We start from the raw sequence: 24,174 nt of genomic DNA on the forward strand, positions 1-24,174 counted from the left end.
TTTACAATTGGAGTAAATCCTCTACAATTGATCCGTCTGTTTCACCTAAGTGTAAACCGAGTAGTCTAGCGATAGTTGGGCCCTCATCAATAAGTCTCATATACGGTATGGTAATGCCGCTTTTTATCCCTTTCCCAGCAGCTATAAAAATTGTTTCATAGTTAGGTTTTGTTGGAGAGTATCCATGCGTACCAAATGTATATTTTTTACTAGGCGTAACATCTTTTGCAGTAATTTCTTTTATAAAATCTCCTGTATAGTTTTCAGTGAAATAATACCCCTCTTGTGCTTCTAACATAAATAAACAATTACCGTCTGCACCGCAGTCTTTCGCAGCTTCATCATGAAGTATAAATTCAATTCCGTTTTGTTTATTTTGAAGTAGTTCTTCAAGGAGTAGTTGTACCTCCCGAATTGTATCCGTATCATTTTTGTCCTTTACATATACATAGGCAGAGCCGTCGCAACTTTGGCAATAGGCTTTCCAGTCTACTAATTTTCTTTTTTTATTAAGAGATATAAGTCCTCTTTGATGGAATAGCACATTTAATTGTATGGATTTGTTTTCACTTAAAGCGCTATGATCACCAAGGGCAATAATTGTACTTTCTTCGTATAAGTCACTTTCTTTTAGTGCTTGAATAATTTTCCCTAGACGTTCGTCGTGTCTCTGGATAGCAGCTATTGTTTCGTTAGATTCAAAGCCGTGATAGTGTCTTTGTGTGTCTAGATCGGTGAAATGTACGAACATGATATTAGGCTTTTTCGTCTGGATTGTATGCACAGCAGAGGCGAGGACGAAATCATCCAGCTCTGGTTGTGATAAACCATTTCTTATATGGCCGAAACGACGATCTAAATCTAATTGGTATAGTGGGCTACCGCTAAATAAGGAAACTAACACTTGATTTTGCCAAGGTCTATTTGGAAAAATTTCTGGTAAATTGTAATCGATGTTCGCTCTTCCAGTAACAGGCCATAGAAGGGCAGCTGTCGTTAAATTTGCTTTGCGCGCTTCATCATACAATGTTGTTCCTTTTATTGATTTTCGGTACCAATGCCAATCAGGTGATTCACGCCCTGGTTGAAGTAACGTATTGCTAACAACACCGTGCTTGTTAGGGTAATTACCGGTTACGATTGTTGAGTGGCTTGGATATGTTACAGAAGGATAAATTGGTTCTACTTTTTCGACAACCGTTCCCTTTTTTATTAGAGATTGGAAATGAGGTAGTTTTTGTAGTATAGGAAAATCTAAAGCTGATAAACAGTCGAATGATAAAATAATGACATGGTTTGTTAATGCTTTATCCATAAAGTTCCCTCCTGATTATATAAAACCTATTCTTATATATTACTATTAATACCTAGTAATAAAAATATATTTTTATGTGAAAATTTATTATTTATTTTCAGAAAAATTAAACATATAATTAAGTATAAGGGAATCTATGGAAGGAGGAAACACTATGGATTGGTTAGATGGATTTGGTATCTTTTACATCATTGGCGGAATCACAATTATCCTTGTATTTGCTATTTCATATTTACTAAAGAAACGGTTTCCAGACAAACAGTTCGATATTATATTTGCACTTAGTTTAATACTTCTTTGCTTAGCGTCCTTTCCCGTTACAATGATTGTTATTGGTGGGTGGGAAGGAATGGGATATGGATTTATTGGTTTCTTCGTCCTACTTGGTACACTTATCGGTATGATTGCACATCAACTTGTGAAAATTACGCGGAAAAGCTACGTATAAAACTGCAAAAAATGAAAAGAATATATAAAAATAAGAAAATTAGCTATTGTTTTAAAAAAGAATTTGTATTATGATAATCAACAAATTTATTTCGTTATAACGATGAAAAAGGACTAGTACATGTTCAACCTTTTTAGCAGAGAGAGAATCCGTCAGGCTGAAAGATTCTTAAAAAGGCAATATGGAACCTGCCTTTGAGTTCTGCATATGCAGCGGGAATTTCCCGTTATCAAAAAGAGAGCATGCGCAATTTTTGTGCATGAATCAGGGTGGTAACGCCGACAAAGCTCGGTCCCTATTTAGGGACGCGGGCTTTTTTGTATTTTCTAGAAGGAGGAAGACTGACTATGGCAAAAGAACAAGTGCAAGCCATTACGAAGATGGAAGAGGACTTTGCGCAGTGGTATACCGATATTGTAAAAAAAGCCGAACTTGTTGATTATTCAAGTGTAAAAGGATGCATGATTTTACGTCCGTATGGTTATGCCTTATGGGAGAATATGCAGAAGGTGATGGATGAGAAGTTAAAAGAAACTGGCCATGAAAATGTATATATGCCAATGTTTATCCCAGAGAGTTTATTGCAAAAAGAGAAGGATCATGTTGAAGGATTTGCTCCTGAAGTAGCATGGGTTACGCATGGTGGAGATGAAAAGTTAGCGGAAAGACTTTGTGTACGTCCTACATCTGAAACTTTATTCTGTGAGCACTTTTCAAAAATTGTGCAATCCTATAATGATTTGCCAAAGTTATATAATCAGTGGTGTTCAGTAGTTCGTTGGGAGAAGACAACTAGGCCGTTCCTTCGTACGACTGAATTTTTATGGCAAGAGGGTCATACAATCCATGAAACGGCAGAAGAATCGCAGGCTGAGACATTAAATATTTTAAACTTATATGCTTCTTTCTGTGAGGATTATTTAGCAATACCAGTTATTAAAGGACAAAAAACAGAAAAAGAGAAGTTTGCTGGAGCAAAGGCAACTTATACAATTGAAAGTTTAATGCATGATGGAAAAGCACTTCAAACAGGAACCTCTCATAACTTTGGGACGAATTTCTCAGAAGCATTTGATATTAAGTTTTTAGATCGTAACGGTAAGTGGCAATATGTGCACCAAACATCTTGGGGTGTATCAACAAGAATGATAGGCGGGCTAATAATGGTTCATAGTGATAATAATGGACTTGTAATGCCACCAAAAGTCGCTCCAGTGCAAGTTGTTATTGTACCAATTGCTCAGCATAAAGAAGGAGTTTTAGCAAAAGCAACAGAGTTACAAGCACATATTCAAAAGGTTGCACGAGTAAAAATAGATGCTAGTAATAAAACACCAGGCTGGAAATTTAATGAGTATGAAATGAAGGGGATTCCAATTCGATTAGAAGTTGGCCCTAAAGATATTGAAAAGAATCAAGTTGTACTTGTAAGAAGAGATACGAAGGAAAAAGAGTTTGTACCAATGGATCAATTAGAAGAACGTATTCCAGCATTACTTGAAGAAATTCATATTGCTTTATTTAATAAAGCAAAAGCATTTCGCGATGAGAATACGTATGTTGCGACAAATTTCGAAGAGATGAAAAAAATAGCTGATGAAAAGCAAGGCTTTATTAAGGCAATGTGGTGCGGGGAATTAGCTTGTGAAGAAAAACTAAAAGAAGAAGTTGGCGTATCTTCACGTTGTATGCCTTTTGAGCAAGAGCATTTAGCTGAAGAATGTATTTGTTGTGGTAAAGAAGCTAAACAAATGGTGTATTGGGGAAAAGCGTATTAATACTTTTTCTGATAGGTGATAAAAGGACTTTGGGCTGCATAATAAAATGTAATCCAAAGTCCTTTTTAGTTTTATACAGTATTTCATGTACTTTTTAGATGGAAGGATGTTGTTCTTATTTTACGTTTTTACGACGAATAAACAGTAACATACCAATTAGGAATGTTGAAAGCCCCATTAAAATAGATATAGGGTAATGCGTTGCAGTATTAGGTAATTTATCACCTTGTTTTTTCGTATTATCTTTTACATTACCCCCTTGAGAACCGTTGCCCTCCTGAGAATTGCTGTCGCCTTTAACACGATTGCCACCTTGAGAACTGCTATCACCTTTAACACGATTACCGCCTTGAGAGCTATTGCCGCCAGAACCGTTACCGCCAGAACCATTACCGCCAGAACCATTGTCACCAGAGCCACTGCCGCCAGAGCCGTTGCCACCAGAACCATTGCCACCGGAACCGTTGTCACCAGAACCGTTACCGCCGGAACCGTTGTCACCAGAACCGTTACCGCCGGAACCATTGCCACCAGAACCGTTATCGCCGGAACCGTTGTCACCAGAACCGTTACCGCCGGAACCATTGCCACCAGAGCCACTGCCACCAGAACCGTTACCGCCAGAACCATTGTCACCAGAACCAGTATCGTCCTGAGAACCGTTATTTCCTGGAGGTATATTATTATCCTTTGAGTTTCCTTCTGCAAAATGATCGCTATTTTGTACAATAGCGTTTGTTAATGGTTGGAAGTTTTCAGTTGCAGCATTACCGATATTTAAACCGCTAAAAAAAGATAAAGAGAGTGTTGATGCTAAAATGAAGATTTTCGTCATGGTTTTCCTCCTAAGAGATTAATGTTCCATCTAAAATACATCCCTTTGTAATATTTCTTAGGAAAAAGAGTTTTATGCAAAAAAAACTATATATAGAAAAAGGTGGTGTATTTGTCAAAGCAGAAAAGAGTTAATGTAGATTTCCTACAAATAGTAGAGGGGGAGAATTTACATTCATAACGGTAGAGGAAGTGGCAGCAGATGAAAGAGTATATAGCGTTTGATATTGGCGGTACGCAAATTAAGTATGGTATTGTTTCAGAAATAGGGAGAGTATTAAAGCGTCAAACAGTTGCAACAGAAATTCATTTAGGCGGAGAACAAATTATTCAAAAACTTATATATGTATCCAAAAAAATAATGAATGAACATACTATTGCCGGAATCGGTATTAGCACTGCGGGAATTGTTGATATTAATAAAGGAATTGTGACGGGAGGTGCGGATCATATTCCGGGATATAGTACTATTCCTATTATTGATAGATTGCAAGAGATATTAAAAGTTCCAGTATCGATTGACAATGATGTGAATTGTGCAGCGTTTGGAGAAAAGTGGAATGGTAGTGGAAGAGAGAAAGATAACTTTATTATGCTCACCCTTGGAACAGGGATTGGGGGAGCAATTTTTATAGATGGAAAATTGTACCGAGGACATTCATTTAGTGCTGGTGAATGGGGGAATATGTTAATAGAAGAAAAAACGTTTGAAGAGGTTGCTTCGATTTCAGGATTAATTCGACTTGTAAGCAAATATAAAGGCAAAGGCAAGTGGAATGGGAAAAGAATTTTCGAGTTGTATGATAAAGGAGATCGGGAAGTTGCTCAAGCAGTTGGGATTTTCTTTAAACATTTGGCAATCGGAATTAGTAATCTTGCTTATATTTTTAATCCAGAAACGATTATTATTGGTGGAGGAATTACCGATAGAGGAAATGAGTTTTTAAAAGAAGTAAAAGAAGAGGTCAGTAAATACTTAAATCAAGAGATTTATAATAATTGTGAGATTGAACTTGCGCAAAACGGTAATTGTGCAGGAATGATTGGTGCTATTTACCACTTCTTACATCATCATAAGTAAATTATATGAATGTTTTCATATAACTGAGAATTTATCCTTTTTATCGCTAGGTAAATAATGCTACAATATAAGAGAAGAATACAATATTTTCCGATTCGGAAAATGCTTTGTAGAAAGGGAGAAACTTCATGCCTATTATTTTAGAAAAAGGTCAAAAGATCGATTTAACGAAAGGACAACCAAAAGTAGCAAAACTACAGGTTGGCTTAGGCTGGGATCCAATTGGGCAATCAGGTGGATTTCTGTCTTCATTATTTGGAAGTAAACCAAATGTAGATTGTGATGCATCTGTTGTTATGTTAGAAGGAGATCGTTTTTTAAACAAAAATGATTTAGTTTACTTCGGAAATAAACTTTCTACTTGTGGTAGTATTATTCATTCAGGAGATAATTTAACAGGTGAAGGCGCTGGTGATGACGAAACAATTTTCGTAGAATTACATAAAGTTCCAAGCCGTATTAATCGTTTAGTATTCGTTGTAAATATTTATGACTGTGTAAATCGTCGTCAAGATTTCGGGATGATTCGTAATGCATATATTCGTATTCAAAACCCGCAAACTGGTGAAGAATTAGCACGCTATAATTTATCGGATAATTATGCTGGCAAAACAACTCTAATTGCAGGTGAAATGTATCGTCACGGAAGTGAATGGAAGTTTTCAGCAGTTGGAGAAGGCACGCAAGATAAAAACTTAAGTGAGATTGTATCACGTTATCAATAAAATAACCGAGGAGGAATTGTATATGGCATCAATTTCATTGAAAAAGGGACAAAAGGTAGACTTAACAAAAACGAATCCAGGTCTTTCGAAAGTTCTTGTAGGACTTGGTTGGGACACGAATCGTTATGACGGACAAAACGATTTTGACTTAGATGTTAGTATTTTCTTAGTAGGCGCGAATGGTAAAGTTTCAGGAGCTGAAGATTTCGTTTTCTATAATAATCCAAAAGGTGCGAATGGTGCTGTAGAGCATTTAGGAGATAACCGCACTGGTGAAGGTGAAGGCGATGACGAAGCGATTAAAGTAGATTTGAAAAATGTTCCTGCTCACATCGAACGTATTTGTTTCACAATTACAATTTATGATGGAGAAGGCCGTAGCCAAAACTTCGGACAAGTTTCTAATTCTTTCGTACGTATTCTTGATGAAGAAAAGAATGCAGAATTAATTCGTTACGATTTAGGAGAAGATTTCTCTATTGAAACAGCCGTAGTAGTAGGTGAATTATATCGTCATGCAGGTGATTGGAAATTCAATGCAATCGGAAGTGGATTCCAAGGTGGATTAGCGTCTCTATGTAATAACTTTGGTTTAGATGTAGAGTAATAGATTTGATTTATATATCCATCGGTGAAATGTATGTTTACTGATGGATATATTTTTAAAGATAAAAATATAGAGGTGAATATAGATGGTTATTCAATTACAAAAAGGCCAGAAAATCGATTTAGGTAAGACAAGCCCTGGTTTAACAAAAGCAGTAATTGGTCTTGGATGGGATATTAAATCTTATGACGGCGGAGCCGATTTCGATTTAGATGCATCTGCCTTTTTATTAGATGCAAACGGAAAATGTACGAAGGAAACTGATTTTATCTTCTATAATAATTTACAGTCTCCTTGTGGATCTGTTTTACATACAGGAGATAACCGTACAGGTGAAGGTGAAGGTGACGATGAGCAACTTGTTGTGGATTTGAAGAAAGTTCCAGCAGATGTGCACAGAATTGCTATTACAGTTACGATTTATGATGCAGAAGGCCGTAGTCAAAACTTTGGGCAAGTAGGAAATGCGTTTGTTCGTTTAGCGAATGAAGAAACGAGTGAAGAAGTTCTTCGTTTTGATTTAGGGGAAGATTTCTCCATCGAAACAGCAGTTGTCTTTTGTGAATTATACCGTCATAATGGACAGTGGAAGTTTAATGCAGTAGGAAGTGGATTCCAAGGTGGTTTAGGTGCGCTTGTAAGAGCGTATGGCTTGGATGCATAGAAAGGAAACGATATTCGTTTCCTTTTTTTGACCTTTCTATAAATCTAGCAAAGAATAGGGGATAAAGGTAAGATGAGTATTTTGCAAGGAATCCTTGATACGTATGCTCAGTTTTTCGACTTGGACATGTGGATTAAAGTGTTGCAGGATCCAGTATCTTGGGGATTAATTGGTACACTTGTTGTACTTGAAGGATTATTATCTGCTGATAACGCACTTGTGTTAGCGGTAATGGTAAAACATCTTCCGGAAGAAAAACGTAAAAAAGCATTATTCTATGGACTTATTGGAGCTTATGTGTTCCGCTTTATTGCGATTGGAATCGGAATGTTCTTAATTAAATTATGGTGGGTAAAACTTCTTGGTGCACTTTACCTTGCTTGGTTATCAGTAAAATACTTTATTGATAAGCGTAAAGGTGCAAGTGAAGAAGACGAAGCTCACGGTATGAATCAAAATAGTATTCTCTTTAGAATGTTTGGTGTCTTCTGGGGAACAGTTGCGATGGTTGAATTAATGGATATCGCATTCTCTGTAGATAGCGTACTTGCTGCATTTGGTGTATCTAATGAAGTTTGGATTTTACTATTAGGCGGAATGCTAGGTATTTTAATGATGCGTGGTATTGCTGGTGTATTCTTAAAATTGTTAGAGCGTATTCCAGAGCTTGAAACGACAGCATACATTTTAATCTTAATTATTGCAGCAAAAATGTTACTGTCTTTAATCGAGATTGAGATTAGTCATACACTATTCTTTATTATTTTAGTTGTAGCATTTGGAGCAACATTTATACTTCACTACATGAAGAATTCTGGACAAGCTAGAGAAGAAGTTGCAGCTACTAAAGAAGACAATAAATAATTGAAATGGGTTTGCTCGTTTTGCGAGCGCCCATTTTTTATAACCAAAAATAGTTTATAATAGAAGAAGGACTTAGAAAAAACGTAAATGTTTTTGGAGGTGAACTGTTGTGTTTTCACGTTTTACACTTCAACCATATGCATTAAAAGATGAATCAGATTTAAAGCAATTTGAAACGCTTTTAGAAAAACGCCCACAATATGAGCTGACAGAGAATGAGATGAAATTTAGTTATATAGCATGTCGAATCCTTGGTGTTCCTAATGATGTAGATGAATATTTTAATGAACTGTTTGATTATAGTGAAGCGAAAGGAATCGAAGTTTTACACGAACAAAATTTAAACAAAGTGATTGATTCGGAAAAGCTTCGTCATATTCAAGAAGTGTTCGGATTACATCAAGAAGCACCAAATGGTCTGACAGTAAATAGGCTAGTTGCACACTTATCTGGGAAACAACTTTTACCGAAAGTAGACAATCCTGATTTACAGCATTACATACATACGACGTTTATTTCACTATTGAAATTATATGAGAAGCAACATAATCAGTCGTTAAAGACAGAAGGCTTCCGTCGTTTCTTAATCGACATAATTAAACTAAGCGAAAATTACGTAGCGAAGTGGTTCTCTACGATTAATTATAAGAAACAAATGCCGCGTATCATTTGGTACGGTGATGCACAGGAAAGCCGTATATATTTCTTATACTTTCTTATTATGCTCGGTTGTGATGTGCTTTATTATCACCCAGAAGGAAAAGATGGATTTGAAAATATTGATGAAGAGGGAAGAACTTTTGTTGTATCTCATTCAAGTCGCATTTCGCTTGAACCATTCCCTGATCGTCGCCGTGAGCGTGTTGCAACAGTAGCGTATCAAGCTTCGAAAGAAATTGAACAAGTACTTCACCACGATAATTCACTGCTGTACAAGCCGTGGCAATTCCGTTCCTATACACCTGTAGCACGTACGTTAAAAACGACATATGATGAACTCTTTTTAATTACGAAAGAAAAGGCATTTGTACGCCCAACATTCTTTGTTGAAAATAAACATATTTATATTCCTTCTTTATTTGCGAAAATATCAGGCGTTTCAAAGAATGATAAAGAATATTTTCAACGATTAAAGGCTGTTACATCATTTGATAACAGTTTACTAATTAATACATTCCCATTTACGAAAGAGCAAAAAGCAAACTTCCAATATCATTATCGAGATGCATTGGACCGAGCTGGAAAATTGCATCCTGATCTAATTATGAATAGCCATTGGTGGCCGCATAAGCGTTTACCGGAAGGTTTACAGCATGGGATTGCAGAGGCGATTATCCATACGTGCGAAAGTGAAATGTGCAAACCAATTGCGAAAGAGACGAAACAAGATGTAGCGCTATATGTTTTCGCACAACTTTCTCAAATACCACCGAATATTTTAGAACAGCTTGAGAAATTTGATTATTCACAAGATGTACCGAAAATTGTTATATTTAATAATGAGAAGAGCGGAGAATTAACTCGTTCTGACGCTGTTTTATTACTATTTTTGAATCAAATTGGAGTAGATGTATTCCATTTCAATCCAACGGGAAGAAACGATATTGAACCGTATATTGAAGCGGGGGCATTTGATTCACATTGGCTTGAAGAGGTTAATTTCGATCTTGAGTTTCATGGTTCATCAGCCTATAAAAATTTATCACAAACAATAAAAGGACTATTTCGTCCATTTTTATAAGGAAAGGGAGAATACCATATGAATAACCCAGTCGTACTAGATCCGAAAACAGAATTAAATGAACAAACAGCACAAGATGTTCGCTTACAACTTAGACAAGATGCGGATGTACAACGTATTTATAATGCGGTAGATATTAAAGATCAATTAGAATTAATTGAACTTGGAAAAGAACCTTCTATGGAAATTTCACGTTTTGCTGATCAAATTTTACATACAATGTCATTATCAAAGATAGAAGATTCTGGTGAATTATTAAAACAGCTTGGTAAAATTATGGACCGATTTGATAGTAAAGATTTTGCGGAAGAAAAAAGTGGTTTCTTCTCACGTATGTTCAAAAAAGCGGATAAAATGATAGAACAAATCTTTAGTAAATATCAAACGATGGGCCGCGAAATTGATAAAGTTTATGTGGAAATTACGAAGTACCAAGATGAGATGAAAAAATCAATTGGTACGTTAGATGGCTTGTATGAGCAAAACTTAAAATATTATTTAGACTTAGAGAAGTACGTAGTAGCAGGAGAAATGTTATTAGAGCGTTTAAATACAGAGTTAGTTCCGATGTATGAAGAGCGTGTACGTAATAATGATCAATTAGCAGGTATTGAATTAGAGTCGCTTAAAAACTCTGTTGAAATTTTAGAACAGCGTATTGACGATTTAGAAAAAGCACGTATGGTTGCGTTACTTACAGCACCACAAATTCGTATGATTCAACGTGGTAATAATAAATTAATTGGTAAAATCAATACAGCATTTATTACAACGATTCCTATCTTTAAAAATGGTATCATTCAAGCGGTAAATGCCAAGCGCCAAAAGCTTGTTGCAGATTCTATGGCTGAACTGGATCGCCGTACAAATGAATTACTTAAGAAAAATGCACAAAATATCGCAACGCAAAGTGTAGAAGTAGCGAGATTATCAGGTTCTTCTAGTATTAAGATGGAAACACTTGAGGAAACTTGGAACATTATTTCAAGAGGTATGCAAGAAACACAACAAATTGAAGAACAAAATAAACGTGAGCGTGAAGAAAGCCGCAAGCGTATGGCTACATTAACAGAGAATATCAAAAAAGAATTACAAGGATAAAGTGAAACTTTAATCAGTGGGGTTTTGTTCATCCCCACCGATTATTAGCCTTCACCAATTGGACATTTATGGGCAGTTAATCCATTACCTAACTTCTTTGCTCAAACTGAATTTTGAGGTGGGAGTTTTAATGCACGGAAAATAGCAGGATAAATGAAAAGGCAATGAGGAATATTCCTCATTGCCTTTTAGTTTTTCTTCACTAATTTAATGATTTCATTCACAACAAGCGGAATGATACTTAATAAGAGAACAAATCCCCAATCTTGCATCGTTAATGCATGTACACCGAATATATTTGCAAGGGGCGGGATGGAGATGATACAAACTTGCATAAGAACACCGATAAGGAGGGAGAAGACTAAATATTTATTTGTAAAGATCCCAATTGAAAAAATCGATTTCGTTCTTGAACGCAAGTTAAATGAATGAACGAGCTGAGAAAAACTAAGAACGACAAATGCCATCGTTTGAGCATGTAATAGAGCATCGTCATCAATTCGCTCTGGGAAAAGAGGGAATAAATTTGTATCTCCAGTATAGAATTTTGCTCCGGCGATAAAAGCTATTAGCGTTAAAAGTCCAATGATAACTCCATTGAAAATCAGGAAAGGAACGCTGCCGCTAAATAAGCTTTCTTTTGCATGTCGTGGTTTTTCCTTCATCACATCTGGGTCTTCAGGATCAACCCCAAGTGATAATGCAGGCAGTGTATCTGTAATTAAATTCACCCACAAAATGTGAATAGGTCGTAGTGGTGTTGCCCAGCCGAGTAAAATGGCTAAAAATAAAGCGATAATTTCTCCGAAGTTACAAGAGAGTAGGAAGAGAATTGATTTTTTTATGTTGCGATAAATATTTCTACCTTCTTCAACGGCTTTCACGATAGATGAGAAATTATCATCTGTTAACACGACATCTGCTGCCCCTTTTGCAACGTCTGTTCCTGTAATGCCCATCGCAACGCCAACATCAGCTTGCTTTAAAGATGGTGCATCATTGACACCATCACCAGTCATAGAAACGATATTTCCTTTCGCGCGTAATGCCTTTACAATTTTCACTTTATGCTCTGGAGAGACTCTAGCGAATACATTTAAATGATTAATTTTGCTAGCTAGTTCTGTATCAGAAATGTTATCTAATTCAGTTCCAATCATAATTTCCGATATTTCTTCAGCAATGCCAAGTTCTTTGGCAATTGCAAAGGCGGTATCTTTATGGTCACCAGTAATCATAACTGTGCGAATACCGGCTTTTTTACATTCTTTAATTGAATCTTTCACTTCAGTTCGTGGTGGATCAATCATACCGACAAGACCAATAAAGATAAGATTTTTTTCAAGATGATTTATATCCACATCGTTTGAATCGTATTGTTTAAATGCGAATGAAAGTACTCTTAAAGCTTCTTGAGACATTGCTCCGGCAGCTTCTAATATTTGATTTTTATCAGAATCAGTTAAAATCTCGATTTTGCCGTTTTTAAAAATATGGGTACATCGAGGTAAGAGCTTATCAATAGCGCCTTTCGTCATGCTATAGTAGCTTTCATCGTATGTATGTACAGTTGACATCATTTTACGATCTGAATCGAAAGGTACTTCGTTAACACGTTCATGTATTTTTTCTAAATGATCTTTTTGCAAGTTAAAAGTGGTTCCAGCAACGAGAAGTGCAATTTCAGTCGGGTCTCCCGTTTGTGATTCGTTATTGTAAGACGCATCATTACATAGCACCATATTTTCTAACAATAGACGTTGCGCATCATTATTTACATTTAAACTTTCTAAGCGATCGTATGTGTTATCACTATAAAAGTGAGTAACGGTCATTTTATTTTGCGTTAACGTACCTGTCTTATCTGAACAAATAATTGTGACAGAACCGAGGGCTTCAACAGCTGGTAGTTTCCGAATGATAACGTTTTGTTTAATCATACGTTGCACACCAATTGCAAGAACGATGGAAACGATAGCTGGCAAACCTTCTGGAATAGCTGCGACAGCTAAACTAATAGCAGTCATAAACATTTCTAACGTATCCCGGCCTTGTAAAAAACCGATGAGAAACATAACGATACAAATAGCTACAGCGACAAAGCCTAAATATTTTCCGACTTGTGCTAAGCTTTTTTGAAGTGGTGTCATATCATCGTCTGCTTCATGTAAAAGGGTAGCAATCTTACCAATTTGTGAGTTCATTCCAGTTTCAACAGCAACACCGACGCCTCTTCCATATGTGACAAGAGTAGACATAAAGGCCATGTTTTTTTGATCGCCGAGTGGTACTTGCTCATCACGTTGCATGGAAGGGTGGTAGATTGCATCTTTATCAACAGGGACAGATTCACCAGTTAGAGCAGATTCTTCAACTTTTAAATTTGCGGTTTCAATAAGGCGTAAATCGCATGGGATATATCGTCCGGCGTCGAGCATAACGATATCCCCTGGAACGACGTGCTCAGATGGAATTTCTTTTAGTTCACCATTTCTCTTGACGATAGCTTTAGGTGTTGCCATCTTTTTCAATGCCTCTAAAGCTTGTTCTGCTTTCGATTCTTGGACAACACCGATAACAGCATTTAAAACTACAACAAGCGCGATAATACTGGCATCCGCCCATTCACCTACAAAGGCAGAAATAAGGGCAGCAATAATAAGGACATATACGAGGACGTCATTAATTTGGGCGAAAATACGCTGCCATAAAGTGCGTTTTTGTTTTGTAGCTAATTCATTAGAACCGTATTGCTTTAAACGTTCACTTACAATCTCATCTGTTAAACCGTTTTGTTCGTTTGTTTCTAGGTCAATCAATGTTTGATCTTTCGTCTTACTGTACCAATTGCTCATAAGTAAGCACCTCCAGTAAAAACAGTTAGCAATGGTAGTGTTGCTATTATTTGTGAGTAGTATGTATGGAGAAAAAATCTAAGGTGAGGTTCTACTTCTATTGTACAATATTTTACAGTTGGTTGAGGGAAAGAGAAGAGTTGTCATGAATTTGTTGGAAATAAAAAAGAGCCTCATAATAAGAGAGGCTTTTTTACTTTTTAATTAATGTACCTAATTCTTCTGTAATAGCTTGCATTTCACTAATGCTGAATGTTTCACGTTTCATAACATGATCATAAATGTCACGTAAATCTTCGTACATTTCTTCGTTAAAACTAGCAGCTCTCATCGCTCCAGCATTAACCATACGTAATTTTTCTTTAATAGCTTCGACCATGTATTCAACGTTTTCTTCTGACTTTACGGATAAATCCACCGAAGTGTCCCCCTTTAAAATAACATAAGGCTATCTTAACATTTTTTATCATTTTCGTTAATGGATCTTTTCAATCCTATTAAATTAGTAGGGATTTCCTTTATATTTAATAATTGGTTGTTTATACTATAAGTATATATTAAGAAATGCACCAAGAAGGGAAGAAACAAAAATATGGTTCAAGTATTGTTTGTTTGTCTTGGGAACATTTGCCGTTCTCCGATGGCAGAAGCGATTTTTCGAAATCTTGTCGTAAAAGAGGGACTTGAAGAGAAAATTGTCATTGATTCTGCAGGAACTGGAGATTGGCATGTTGGTCATCCGCCACATAAAGGAACACAAAAAATTTTAAAAGAAAATGCAGTCACTTTTGAAGGAATTAAAGCAAGGCAAGTAGAAAAAGAAGACTTAACAAAGTTTGATTATATTATTGCCATGGACAACAAGAATATAGCAGATTTAAAAAGTTTAGGTAAAACTGGAGGCTATATTGGTAGGCTGTCCGACTTTGTTCCAGACGGTGGCTGGACAGACGTTCCTGACCCTTACTATACAGGGAATTTCCAAGAAGTATATGACCTTGTAACAGAAGGGTGTGCAAAGCTATTAGCTTTCATTCGAAATGAACAAGGAATATGAGGAAGCTTAGAAAGAAATACTTTCTAACATAAGAAATGAAAGGGTGAAGGAATATGGCAAAGAAAAATAATATTGCTCGAAACATTGCGATTGGTGTAGCTGCAGGTGTAGCTGTATCCATGTTAAAGAAAGAAAACCGCGAAAAAGTAAAAAATACAGCAGAAAAAGCAAAAACAAAGATGATTGAAATTGGTGAAAATGCAAAGATCAAAGAAAAAGTGCAAACTGTTACAGATAAAGGACGCGAACTTGCTGATTTCAATGTGGTAAAAGCGAAAGTAGCAGAAATTAAAAAATTAACGCCATCTGTTGTAGAGACGTTAAAAGAAACGAAAGAAATTTTTAGTAAGAAAAAAGTTGAGCCAGAAGAAAAGCCAGAAACGATTGAAATTCAAGCTGTATCTCCAAAGGTAGATGAGTTGAAAGTAGAAGAAGAACCAATAGTTGCTGAAGATGGTGGTATGAAAGAAGCGCGTGAATTATTTATGAAAGACTCAAATGCAGTGGAAAAAAAAACTGAAGCGTACATTGAGTTAAAGCAAGATAAAGAAGAGAAGAAAAGCGTTTAAACATATATGAGAAAAATTTTAGAAAAGGTGAGAAGAAATCGTACTTATTCGTTTGGTAAAGATTTATATGACCGGACGATGCGCGATGATGTAGCGGGCTTGGCAGCACAGCTCGCTTATTTCTTCTTGCTTGCAATTTTTCCTGGGCTCGTTTTCTTAATTACGCTTCTTGGATTTATTCCCATTCAAACAGAGGATGTGCTTAGTTTATTAGAGGTTTATGTACCAGATGATGCAATGAACTTAATTGAGGTAAATGTAGATAAAGTTGTAAACCAGCAAAATGGTGGTTTATTATCATTTGGTTTATTATCCATGTTATGGTTTGCCTCAAATGGTGTTAATGCGGTTATGAATGCTTTTAACCGCGCTTATGACGTGAAGGAAACACGTTCTTTTATTACAACAAGAGCGTTATCAATTGTGTTTACATTAGCTATTATTTTTATGATTGTCTTTGCGTTAATTGTTCCGGTATTCGGACAAGTTATTGGAGCAGCAGTGTTTAAAGCACTCGGTTTATCAGATAGTTTTTCTTTCGTATGGAGCATTACACGATTAGTAGCGAGTTTCTTCGTGCTATTTGCTTTATTTAGTTTCTTATATACATTTGCACCAGATCGAAAGTTAAAAAGAAGAGAAGTTATTTCAGGGGCGTTATTTGCTACTGTAGGATGGATTGTGGTATCGTACTCATTTGCTTATTATGTAGATAAGTTTGCGAATTACGCCAATACATATGGTGGTCTCGGTGGTATCATTATTTTAATGTTATGGTTTTACTTAACTGGATGGGTAATTTTACTTGGCGGTGAAATTAATGGTTTACTCCACCATTATAGAACCGGTGACAATAATTCCCGTAATGAATAATGAGCTCTTGTTCCATAATAAAAAGGAACAGGGGGGATATTTCATGAGTAATAATAAAAAGAACCATAATAATAAAAGTAATAATAAACAAAAGAGCAGTTCGCATCCAAAGCATAAAACGAGTAGCAGTGCGAACGGTCATAATAGCTATCATTAAAAAAAACGGGTCCTCTATGAGGGACCCGTTTTATTTGCTTCCTTTTAATAATCGTAAGCCATTCAAAATGACAAGAATCGTACTTCCTTCATGGCCAATAACACCGAATGGAAGAGCTAAAAATTGCAAGAAGTTTGAACAAATTAGCATGGCAATAACGGCTAGCGAAAAGATTACGTTTTGCTTCACAATACGATTCATTCGTTTTGATAGACGGATCGCTTGAGAAAGACGAGATAGTTCGTTCTTCATCAGTACAACATCCGCAGTTTCTAAAGCTACATCTGTTCCTTCTCCCATTGCGACACCAATGCTAGCAGTAGCTAGTGCAGGTGCATCATTTATACCGTCTCCGACCATTGCTACTGTACCGTATTTTTCTTTTAACTTTTTAATCGTTTCAACTTTTGTTTCTGGTAAGCATGATGCGTAATATTCCTTTATATTACTTTCAGAGGCAATTGCTTTTGCCGTTTCTTCATTATCTCCAGTAATCATAATTGCTTCGACACCAATGCTTTGTAAATCACGAATAGCAGCTATTGTTTCTTGGCGAAGCGTATCTTTTAAAGCGATAAGTCCAAGAATGCCTCCCTCATCACTAATATAAACGACAGTTTTACCTTCCTTTTCAAGTGAGGCAGAAATACCATTATGAAATGTTTTTGTTTCTTCACCGATAAAATCAGCTTTACCTATTTTATAAGCGTTATTTTCGAATATTCCTTTTAGCCCAAAACCAGTTACATCTTCAACCTTTTCTGGTTTTTTTAATGTAATGTCGTACGCATGTTGTGCATATTTAACAATAGATTCAGCCAAAGGATGTGTAGAGTGACTTTCAATTGATGCTGTAATAGAAAGTACTTCTTTTTCTGTCATATTTTCTCGAACATATATATCTGTTACGGTAGGTTTTCCTTCTGTTAATGTTCCTGTTTTATCAAAGGCGATTGCTTTTACTGAAGCGAGACGTTCTAAATGTATGCCACCTTTAAAGAGAATCCCATTTCTTGCTCCGTTAGAAATGGCTGATAACGTTGCTGGTGTAATGGCAGCAACGAGTGCACAAGGAGATGCGACTACAAGTAAGATCATAGCGCGATAAAACGTTTCATTCCAGCTCCAGTCAAGTAAGAAATGAGGAACGAACATCATAAGCGCAACAACGAGTAGTACACCTTTTACGTATGTTCCTTCAAACTTTTCGATGAATAGTTGTGATGGTGATTTTTCACTTTGTGCACTTTGTACGAGACGGATAATCTTTTGGAATAATGTTTGATCGCTCGGCTTCGTAATTTTAACTTCGATAGCACCACGTAAATTTACAGTACCTGCAAATACTTCATCGCCATATCTTTTCTCATTTGGAATAGGTTCTCCCGTGATTGCTGCTTCATCGATATTTGTTTCACCGTTATGAATCGTACCGTCAGCAGGAACACGTTCACCTGGTTTAATTAAAATAATGTCGTTAATTTGTAACTCTCCAACAGGAATACGTTCCTCTGTTCCATTGGAAATGCGTAATGCTTCTTCGGGTTGTAAGTCAAGAAGAGCGGAAATTTCTTTTTGGCTCTTACTTAATGTATAAGATTCCATAGCACCGCTGAGCGCAAATATGAAGATTAAAATAGCCCCTTCTGCCCAGTAGCCAATAATTGCAGCACCGATAGCTGCAAAGAGCATTAGCATTTCAACATTTAGCTCTTTTTCTTCAATCGTATCTTCAATGCCTTCTTTAGCTTTTGCATATCCACCAACTATATAAGCAAGGATATAGCAAGTAATACCTACATTCATTGCATCGTTCTTTGTGAATAGCCAGCCAGCTAAAATAAAAATACCAGATGCCACTGCAAATACAAGTTCATAATGTTTTTTTAATGTGTCCCATAAAGAGGGATGAGAAATTGTTTCTTTTGCGTGTAACGTTTTTACTTCTGAGTTCATTACTACTCGCTCCTTCCGAATTCTTATTGAGAAAAATAATCAAAATCGAAACCCCTATAAAACGACGAAAGCTGCCATCCATAATGGATAGCAGCATTTCTGTTGAATCTGTTTTTAATAGTTATTATGTTGTAATTATTCTATAGTATATCATATGTTTTTATGAGATGGTACGGTTTTGTTTCAAGTATAAACGGAAAACTTGTGTTTTCGCAATTCCTTTGGTATATATGAATATTGTTCATAAAAAGGTCGGAAAGGAAGACAACGAGTGAAGACAGAGAAATTTTTTACCCATCCGATTGGCGTATTTATTGCTGCAATAGTAGCAACTTTTTTATGGGGAAGCGCATTTCCTTTTATTAAGTTAAGTTATGCTGAACTTGGAATTCAACCACAAGAAGTTGGAGAACAAATATTATTTGCCGGTTATCGTTTCTTGTTATCTGGAGTCATGCTCTTATTATTCTTTAAAGTGTTAGGAAAAGATATGAGCTTCAAAAAAGGAACGGGGAAACAGTTAATACAAATTGGTTTATTCCAAACGTTTCTTCAATATATCTGTTTTTACATTGGAATGAGTTATAGTTCAGGAATTGAAGGAGCTATCATTTCAGGGACATCATCATTCTTTCAAATTTTACTCGCCCATTTTTTATATAAAGATGATGCTCTCAATATAAGAAAAATAATTGGGGTATCGATTGGTTTTTGTGGCGTCATTTTAGTAAATGTGCCGAGTGATGGTAGCTTATCATTTCATTTTGGAATCGGAAGCTTATTACTTCTTAGTGCAGCAATGCTGTATTCATATGGAAACATATTAGCAAAAGAAGGTAGTAAAACATTAGATGTTGGCTATATGACAGCATACCAAATGATGTTTGGTTCTATAGGATTATTATGTATAGGGGCTTTACAAGTTGGAGTCATGCCATTTACATTTAGTCTACATGCACTACTTATGCTGATTTATTTATCTTTCTTATCTGCAGCTGGTTTTTGCATTTGGAATACAATTATGAAGTACAACAAGGTTGGAAAAGTATCTATGTATATGTTCTTTATACCCGTATTTGGTGTGTTATTATCGAGCATGATTTTAGGTGAAGCAATTCATTCATTTGTGCTATTCGGTTTAGCATGTGTAGCCGCGGGAATTATTGTGGTAAATCGAACGCCAGCTAAGCAAAAAATGGAGCAAGAAAAACAAGTAGCATAGAGAGCAGAAAAGCGATTACAATGGAAGAACAGTACTGTTCTTCTTTTTTTCATAGAAAAAGGATAATAGACTAAGTGTAACGAAAAAAGATACAAAAAGCATTTATTGAGGAGAACATGTTATGAATCTACTTTACGTGGTGTTAATTGGGCAAATACTTCTTTTTTTAATTGGTGCAATTTATGCAATGCGGCAGACAAAAAGAACGAAAGATAATATGCCGTTACCTTTAGTAATCCGTCTTATTCTTAGTTTTTCTTTAACAGGTAGTGCAATTTGGATATGGTTACAAGATCCATCTGTAGAGTATAGTACGTGGGTTGCACTTGGTATGACTTTATCGACTGTGGGAGATTTGTTTATGGCTGGGCTGATTCCAATTGGTCACAGGTTAATTGGAGGGATGGTTACTTTCGCTCTTGCACATTGTTTTTATGTAAAAGCATTTTTGCAAACAGGAATCTCGTGGAATGGTTTTTGGATTGGCTTACTCGTATATGGGCTCTTTCTAATTGTAGGATGGTTCTTCTTTATCCGAAATGATAAACAGGATAAATTGTTTACGATAGGAGCTCTAATTTACGGATTGTGGGTTGGAGGAATGGCTTGCTTTGCATTCGCCTTATATTATGAAAATACAGGAATATGGTGGATACCAGCGTTTGGTGGTTTACTATTTGTGATTTCTGATTTTATTATTGGCGTGACAGATATCGGAGGACGTAAATTGAAGTATGAGCCACTTTGGATTTGGTTTACATATGTAGCTGCTCAAATGTGTATTGTATATGTGGGATTATAAAAAGATACTCTCAAAAATAGTGGATAGACTATTTTGAGAGTATCTTTTTTGCTTGTAAATTTGATCAGTATTTATATTTTTAAGTTTCTAATATTATAATTTTATGATTCAGAATTTTGTAGAAAATCATCAGTGGTATTATTTATAATAAAAGTAAAAGATGATGAGATGGTGAAATGATGCAAAAGAAAAAACGTTGGCGTGAATTCTTTGGAACTATTGCAATTGCATGTTTATTGGTGTTTTTGGCGAAAATTTTTGTGTTTTTTCCGACGACTGTAAAAGGAGCATCCATGAGGCCGACGTTGCAAGATGGAGATAAGGTGATTGTTAATAAGCTAGCAAAACAATTTGAAAGCTATGGGAGAGAAGACATTATTGTTGTGAAAACAGATAATTTTTATGTCAAAAGAGTGATTGGATTGCCAGGAGATATTATTGAGATGAGAAATGATCAATTATATGTGAATTCTGAAGTGAAAGATGAAGAGTATTTGGATAGTAATAAAAAACAAGCAGAAAAAAAACTTATGAATTTAACAGAGGACTTTGGACCGATTACAGTTCCTAAAAATAAGATTTTTGTTATGGGAGATAATCGCTTAATAAGTAAAGATAGTAGAAATGGTTTAGGTTTTATTGATAGAGAAGATGTGTTAGGTAAGTTAGCAGGCATTTATTATCCGTTTGAACATATGAAAATAATAAAGTAAAAAACCAAGCAAATTTTAGTTTGCTTGGTTTTTTTGTTAAACAGTAGGAGATTCGTTAGATACAAACATATCTTCATGTTTCTTTGTAGTACTTAAAACAAATTTATGTTGTAGCAATTGTAGTTTAAATAGCGCTAAAGGATCATGATATGTTTCTGGATTGCTTCTTAGCGTTGCTAATGTTTGCTCGTCTTCCTTTATCTCAAGTTGAGCTGCATCTACATTTTGTTTCAATATATTAAGTGGATCTTTGAAGAACATCATGATATCACGTTCTAATGCACCTTCAAATACTTCAAATTGAAGGAAGAATTGTTTTGAAATTGTGTGAGCAATTTCTGTATAGTCTTCTGTTTCAATATATTGTTTATATTTGTTGGCGAGCATAGATTGGTTTTTTTGCATATTACCAAATAATTTTCCGGCACTTTTTAAGAAAAACTGTGTCGGTGTAAAGCGTAATAAAATATTGATGTTCGTTACTGTAATTCGATTTGTCATTCGTACAACATCTCGATTCCAATCATCTAATAATTTGAAATCGCAAGGAAGTTTCATACGTTCTTCTTTATATAATTTATTAAACGTTTCACTCATTTCATCTAAATAAGCTTGAGCTTGAATAAATTCATTATGTGCTGTTTCAATCCATTCTTGAATAGACCCAGTAAATTTAGGAAGAAGTACCTGTTGTACATGCTTTTGAACTCGTTCATTCATTGCAGCATTTAATTCTTCATGAACTAATTTGAAATCACTATCTTCTTGAACAAGATCAGAGCAGCTCTGTAATAATTCAGGAATTTGAGAATGTATATCTCGTGTAATTTCTTCTTTCGTTAAAAGATAGGATTCGGTAATAGAACGAATTTTATCTTTTTCAAGAGCAGTAAGGTTATTAATAAATCCAGTAAGTTTCACTGAGATGTGTTTATTCCAGCGTACGGATTTTACTAATGTATTTTCTAATTCCACACGTTCATTTATGAGATAAGCAATTGTCTTTTGCGTAAACCATATTAGCTTTTCTATACGTTCTTTTTCTATATCGCGTTTTGCAAGATTAGAAAGAATAGATTCTGTTACATCTCCAAGTTGCTGGCTACTCTCTTGCGAAGGAGAGTATGGGAAGAATTGTGCATCTGGAAAATGTACTTTAAGTTTACTAATTAGTTTTTCATCAGTAGTCGTATTATTTGTGTGTGATACGAAGTGAATTTGTAAGTTTGGTACTTGTTCACGTAAATAAATTAACGTATCAATTTCTTGACTATGCAATGGTGAAGAAGAATTTAATACGTATACAAGGCTATCTGCTGCTTGTAAGTATTCAAAGTATGCATTGTTTTTATCCAATTGGCCTTGAATAGATGGTGTAATAAGAAATGTAAACTTATTTTTTCTTAAAAACCTACTTGGTAGCTTAATTTCTATACATTTTTTCTCAAGTTCTGACTGAGCAGATGTAGCCGTTATTTGATGGAATTCATCAAGGTTAGGGATATTTCTTATATCTAACTCGGTAAATTCTGTTATTTCAGTTTGACTAGCGTCTTTAAATAGAATAGGAGTTGTTAAAGTTTCAGTTAAGATGTTCTCTCCCAATATTGAATTAACAAATGATGTTTTATCATGGTCACTAGTTCCAGCTATTAGTATTGGTGTGACATTTAAATCACATAGTTCATGGACGAGTAGCGTAAATTGATGACTTAAATCTACATCATTTTTCTCAGCCCATACAGCGATTGTTTCGAATAAATGAGAAACTGTTTCCATATTTACATCTGCTTCAGCTGATGTATTAGAAAGTAAGGATCCAGCACTTTTTACGAGTAATGATTCTAAAGTTGTAGGTGAGACTTCATTCCATGCTAACACTGCTGCAGAGACAACTAGAGAATCTTTTGCTTTCGTTAAACTGAACCAATTTGTTAATAAATTTGGTACAAGTCCGTTTAATTCATGCATAAAATGATTTCCGGTAATTAATGCAAAGTATGTTTCTTGGTAGCGAGTAGAGATTTCATTCCAATCGTCATTATTGTCTGTTTCAATATGCAAGAATAAATGATTAATACTTTGAATCCAAGGAAGGTATAAGGATTCATGTTGATAGCTATTCCAAAGAGCAATAACAAGTTCTTTAAATTGAGCTTGATCAACAGCATATAGAGCTTTTAAAGACTCATAGAAATATTCAGGCTTAATATTTTTGGTAAATCCTTTGTTTATGTAAGTTATTAACGTATCAAACCAGTGTAAAGATTGTGTTCGGATACCTTCTTGAACAGCTAGTTCGATAGCGTTGTTCCAATCTTCTTGTTTTTCATAGAAAGAACGTGCAATTGCAGTAATATTTGGGTAATCCGGTTGGAATGCAACAGCTTCACTAATCGTCTTAAAAGCGAGTCCTAAACGATCTTGTTCGATATAAAGAGAAAGAAGTTGTAAGGAAACCTCCATCGTAAGAGTCGTATCTTCCGTTTGAATAGATTGATAAATTTCTTCTGCCTTTGGTAAGAATCCTAGTTCAAAATAAGCATCTGCAATATTTTTTGTCGCCCAAAGTGCAAGAGCATTATTTACTTTTTCCCATTTAAATATAGCTGCTTCAAAATCTTTATTTTGATAATAAAATTCACCTTGAGCAAATCGAATATTAGAAATGTTGGAGAATTCATTTTTAGATTCATTTATATATGCTCCACCGAGTACTTCCGATGCAGGAGTAGAAGTTTCTTCTGTTAAAAATGTTTTATAGTAAACTTTTTGAATAAATTGATTTTCAATGGTCATGTTCGTTCCCCCC

At 35.4% G+C, this 24,174-nt stretch carries 21 protein-coding genes and 1 other annotated feature; of the genes, 15 read left to right on the top strand and 6 right to left on the bottom strand.

Features of this window, described 5'->3' with window-relative positions; genetic code table 11:
- Position 1: 1 nt before the first annotated feature.
- The gene (locus tag ACTFO4_RS23860; protein ID WP_119682904.1) at positions 2-1,315 is read right to left on the bottom strand and encodes an alkaline phosphatase family protein; all 1,314 of its coding nucleotides are present in this window, start codon (positions 1,313-1,315) and stop codon (positions 2-4) included.
- A 154-nt stretch (positions 1,316-1,469) separates the two neighbouring features.
- Here ACTFO4_RS23860 and ACTFO4_RS23865 point away from each other — a divergent pair, with 154 nt between their 5' ends.
- Together ACTFO4_RS23865 and proS are read left to right on the top strand one after the other, a co-directional pair.
- Positions 1,470-1,763, top strand: coding sequence for a YesK-like family protein (locus tag ACTFO4_RS23865; RefSeq protein ID WP_000383850.1), 294 nt, complete (start codon positions 1,470-1,472; stop codon positions 1,761-1,763).
- Positions 1,764-1,856: 93 nt separating this feature from the next.
- Positions 1,857-2,063: a binding site (T-box leader), on the top strand.
- A gap of 47 nt (positions 2,064-2,110) precedes the next feature.
- Positions 2,111-3,541 (top strand): proline--tRNA ligase, encoded by a 1,431-nt coding sequence (gene proS / locus ACTFO4_RS23870; RefSeq protein WP_001040977.1) that lies wholly within the window; start codon positions 2,111-2,113, stop codon positions 3,539-3,541.
- A 115-nt stretch (positions 3,542-3,656) separates the two neighbouring features.
- On the opposite strand, the gene ACTFO4_RS23875 is transcribed toward proS, so the two are convergent.
- Entirely contained in the window at positions 3,657-4,376 is a 720-nt protein-coding gene (locus ACTFO4_RS23875; protein WP_440014476.1) for an LPXTG cell wall anchor domain-containing protein, read from the bottom strand.
- 201 nt (positions 4,377-4,577) lie between these two features.
- On the opposite strand from ACTFO4_RS23875, the gene ACTFO4_RS23880 reads away from it, so the two are divergent.
- From ACTFO4_RS23880 to ACTFO4_RS23910, 7 genes are all read left to right on the top strand, one after another.
- Entirely contained in the window at positions 4,578-5,456 is an 879-nt protein-coding gene (locus tag ACTFO4_RS23880) for an ROK family protein (RefSeq protein ID WP_000666116.1), read from the top strand.
- Positions 5,457-5,584: 128 nt separating this feature from the next.
- On the top strand, positions 5,585-6,181 hold the full coding sequence (locus ACTFO4_RS23885; protein ID WP_001121586.1) for a TerD family protein: 597 nt from the start codon (positions 5,585-5,587) through the stop codon (positions 6,179-6,181).
- A gap of 22 nt (positions 6,182-6,203) precedes the next feature.
- Complete coding sequence (locus tag ACTFO4_RS23890; protein WP_000146726.1) at positions 6,204-6,788, top strand: TerD family protein; 585 nt, start codon at positions 6,204-6,206, stop codon at positions 6,786-6,788.
- An 85-nt stretch (positions 6,789-6,873) separates the two neighbouring features.
- Positions 6,874-7,452: a TerD family protein gene (locus tag ACTFO4_RS23895; RefSeq protein WP_000236643.1), complete on the top strand. Its 579-nt coding sequence runs from the start codon at positions 6,874-6,876 to the stop codon at positions 7,450-7,452.
- A gap of 72 nt (positions 7,453-7,524) precedes the next feature.
- On the top strand, positions 7,525-8,316 hold the full coding sequence (locus ACTFO4_RS23900; protein ID WP_000025704.1) for a TerC family protein: 792 nt from the start codon (positions 7,525-7,527) through the stop codon (positions 8,314-8,316).
- 109 nt (positions 8,317-8,425) lie between these two features.
- Positions 8,426-10,057, top strand: coding sequence for a YceG family protein (locus tag ACTFO4_RS23905; RefSeq protein WP_000492859.1), 1,632 nt, complete (start codon positions 8,426-8,428; stop codon positions 10,055-10,057).
- 18 nt (positions 10,058-10,075) lie between these two features.
- Positions 10,076-11,158 carry a toxic anion resistance protein gene (locus ACTFO4_RS23910; RefSeq protein ID WP_001064409.1) on the top strand — a complete coding sequence of 361 codons (1,083 nt, stop codon included), beginning with the start codon at positions 10,076-10,078 and terminating at the stop codon, positions 11,156-11,158.
- A gap of 188 nt (positions 11,159-11,346) precedes the next feature.
- On the opposite strand, the gene ACTFO4_RS23915 is transcribed toward ACTFO4_RS23910, so the two are convergent.
- Together ACTFO4_RS23915 and ACTFO4_RS23920 are read right to left on the bottom strand one after the other, a co-directional pair.
- Complete coding sequence (locus tag ACTFO4_RS23915; RefSeq protein ID WP_440014477.1) at positions 11,347-14,013, bottom strand: cation-translocating P-type ATPase; 2,667 nt, start codon at positions 14,011-14,013, stop codon at positions 11,347-11,349.
- Positions 14,014-14,206: 193 nt separating this feature from the next.
- Positions 14,207-14,431, bottom strand: coding sequence for a DUF1128 domain-containing protein (locus ACTFO4_RS23920; RefSeq protein WP_000366196.1), 225 nt, complete (start codon positions 14,429-14,431; stop codon positions 14,207-14,209).
- A 174-nt stretch (positions 14,432-14,605) separates the two neighbouring features.
- Between ACTFO4_RS23920 and ACTFO4_RS23925 the strand changes: the two genes are divergently transcribed.
- From ACTFO4_RS23925 to ACTFO4_RS23935, 3 genes are read left to right on the top strand one after another with little or no spacing between them, the layout of a single operon-like run.
- Positions 14,606-15,070: a low molecular weight protein-tyrosine-phosphatase gene (locus ACTFO4_RS23925; RefSeq protein WP_000250916.1), complete on the top strand. Its 465-nt coding sequence runs from the start codon at positions 14,606-14,608 to the stop codon at positions 15,068-15,070.
- A gap of 53 nt (positions 15,071-15,123) precedes the next feature.
- Entirely contained in the window at positions 15,124-15,639 is a 516-nt protein-coding gene (locus ACTFO4_RS23930) for a DUF4075 domain-containing protein (RefSeq protein ID WP_001085389.1), read from the top strand.
- A 6-nt stretch (positions 15,640-15,645) separates the two neighbouring features.
- On the top strand, positions 15,646-16,512 hold the full coding sequence (locus tag ACTFO4_RS23935; RefSeq protein WP_001226536.1) for a YihY/virulence factor BrkB family protein: 867 nt from the start codon (positions 15,646-15,648) through the stop codon (positions 16,510-16,512).
- 187 nt (positions 16,513-16,699) lie between these two features.
- On the opposite strand, the gene ACTFO4_RS23940 is transcribed toward ACTFO4_RS23935, so the two are convergent.
- Entirely contained in the window at positions 16,700-18,625 is a 1,926-nt protein-coding gene (locus ACTFO4_RS23940; RefSeq protein WP_001083750.1) for a heavy metal translocating P-type ATPase, read from the bottom strand.
- A 271-nt stretch (positions 18,626-18,896) separates the two neighbouring features.
- Between ACTFO4_RS23940 and ACTFO4_RS23945 the strand changes: the two genes are divergently transcribed.
- From ACTFO4_RS23945 to lepB, 3 genes are all read left to right on the top strand, one after another.
- Positions 18,897-19,847: a DMT family transporter gene (locus ACTFO4_RS23945; protein WP_000845695.1), complete on the top strand. Its 951-nt coding sequence runs from the start codon at positions 18,897-18,899 to the stop codon at positions 19,845-19,847.
- 121 nt (positions 19,848-19,968) lie between these two features.
- Positions 19,969-20,649 (top strand): lysoplasmalogenase, encoded by a 681-nt coding sequence (locus ACTFO4_RS23950; RefSeq protein ID WP_001051082.1) that lies wholly within the window; start codon positions 19,969-19,971, stop codon positions 20,647-20,649.
- A 176-nt stretch (positions 20,650-20,825) separates the two neighbouring features.
- Positions 20,826-21,362 carry a signal peptidase I gene (lepB, locus tag ACTFO4_RS23955; RefSeq protein ID WP_000983308.1) on the top strand — a complete coding sequence of 179 codons (537 nt, stop codon included), beginning with the start codon at positions 20,826-20,828 and terminating at the stop codon, positions 21,360-21,362.
- Positions 21,363-21,398: 36 nt separating this feature from the next.
- On the opposite strand, the gene ACTFO4_RS23960 is transcribed toward lepB, so the two are convergent.
- Positions 21,399-24,161, bottom strand: coding sequence for a tetratricopeptide repeat protein (locus ACTFO4_RS23960; RefSeq protein WP_410988173.1), 2,763 nt, complete (start codon positions 24,159-24,161; stop codon positions 21,399-21,401).
- Positions 24,162-24,174: the final 13 nt, after the last annotated feature.

This window comes from Bacillus cereus group sp. MYBKT14-1, assembly GCF_051915185.1.
GTDB classification, from domain to species: domain Bacteria; phylum Bacillota; class Bacilli; order Bacillales; family Bacillaceae_G; genus Bacillus_A; species Bacillus_A cereus.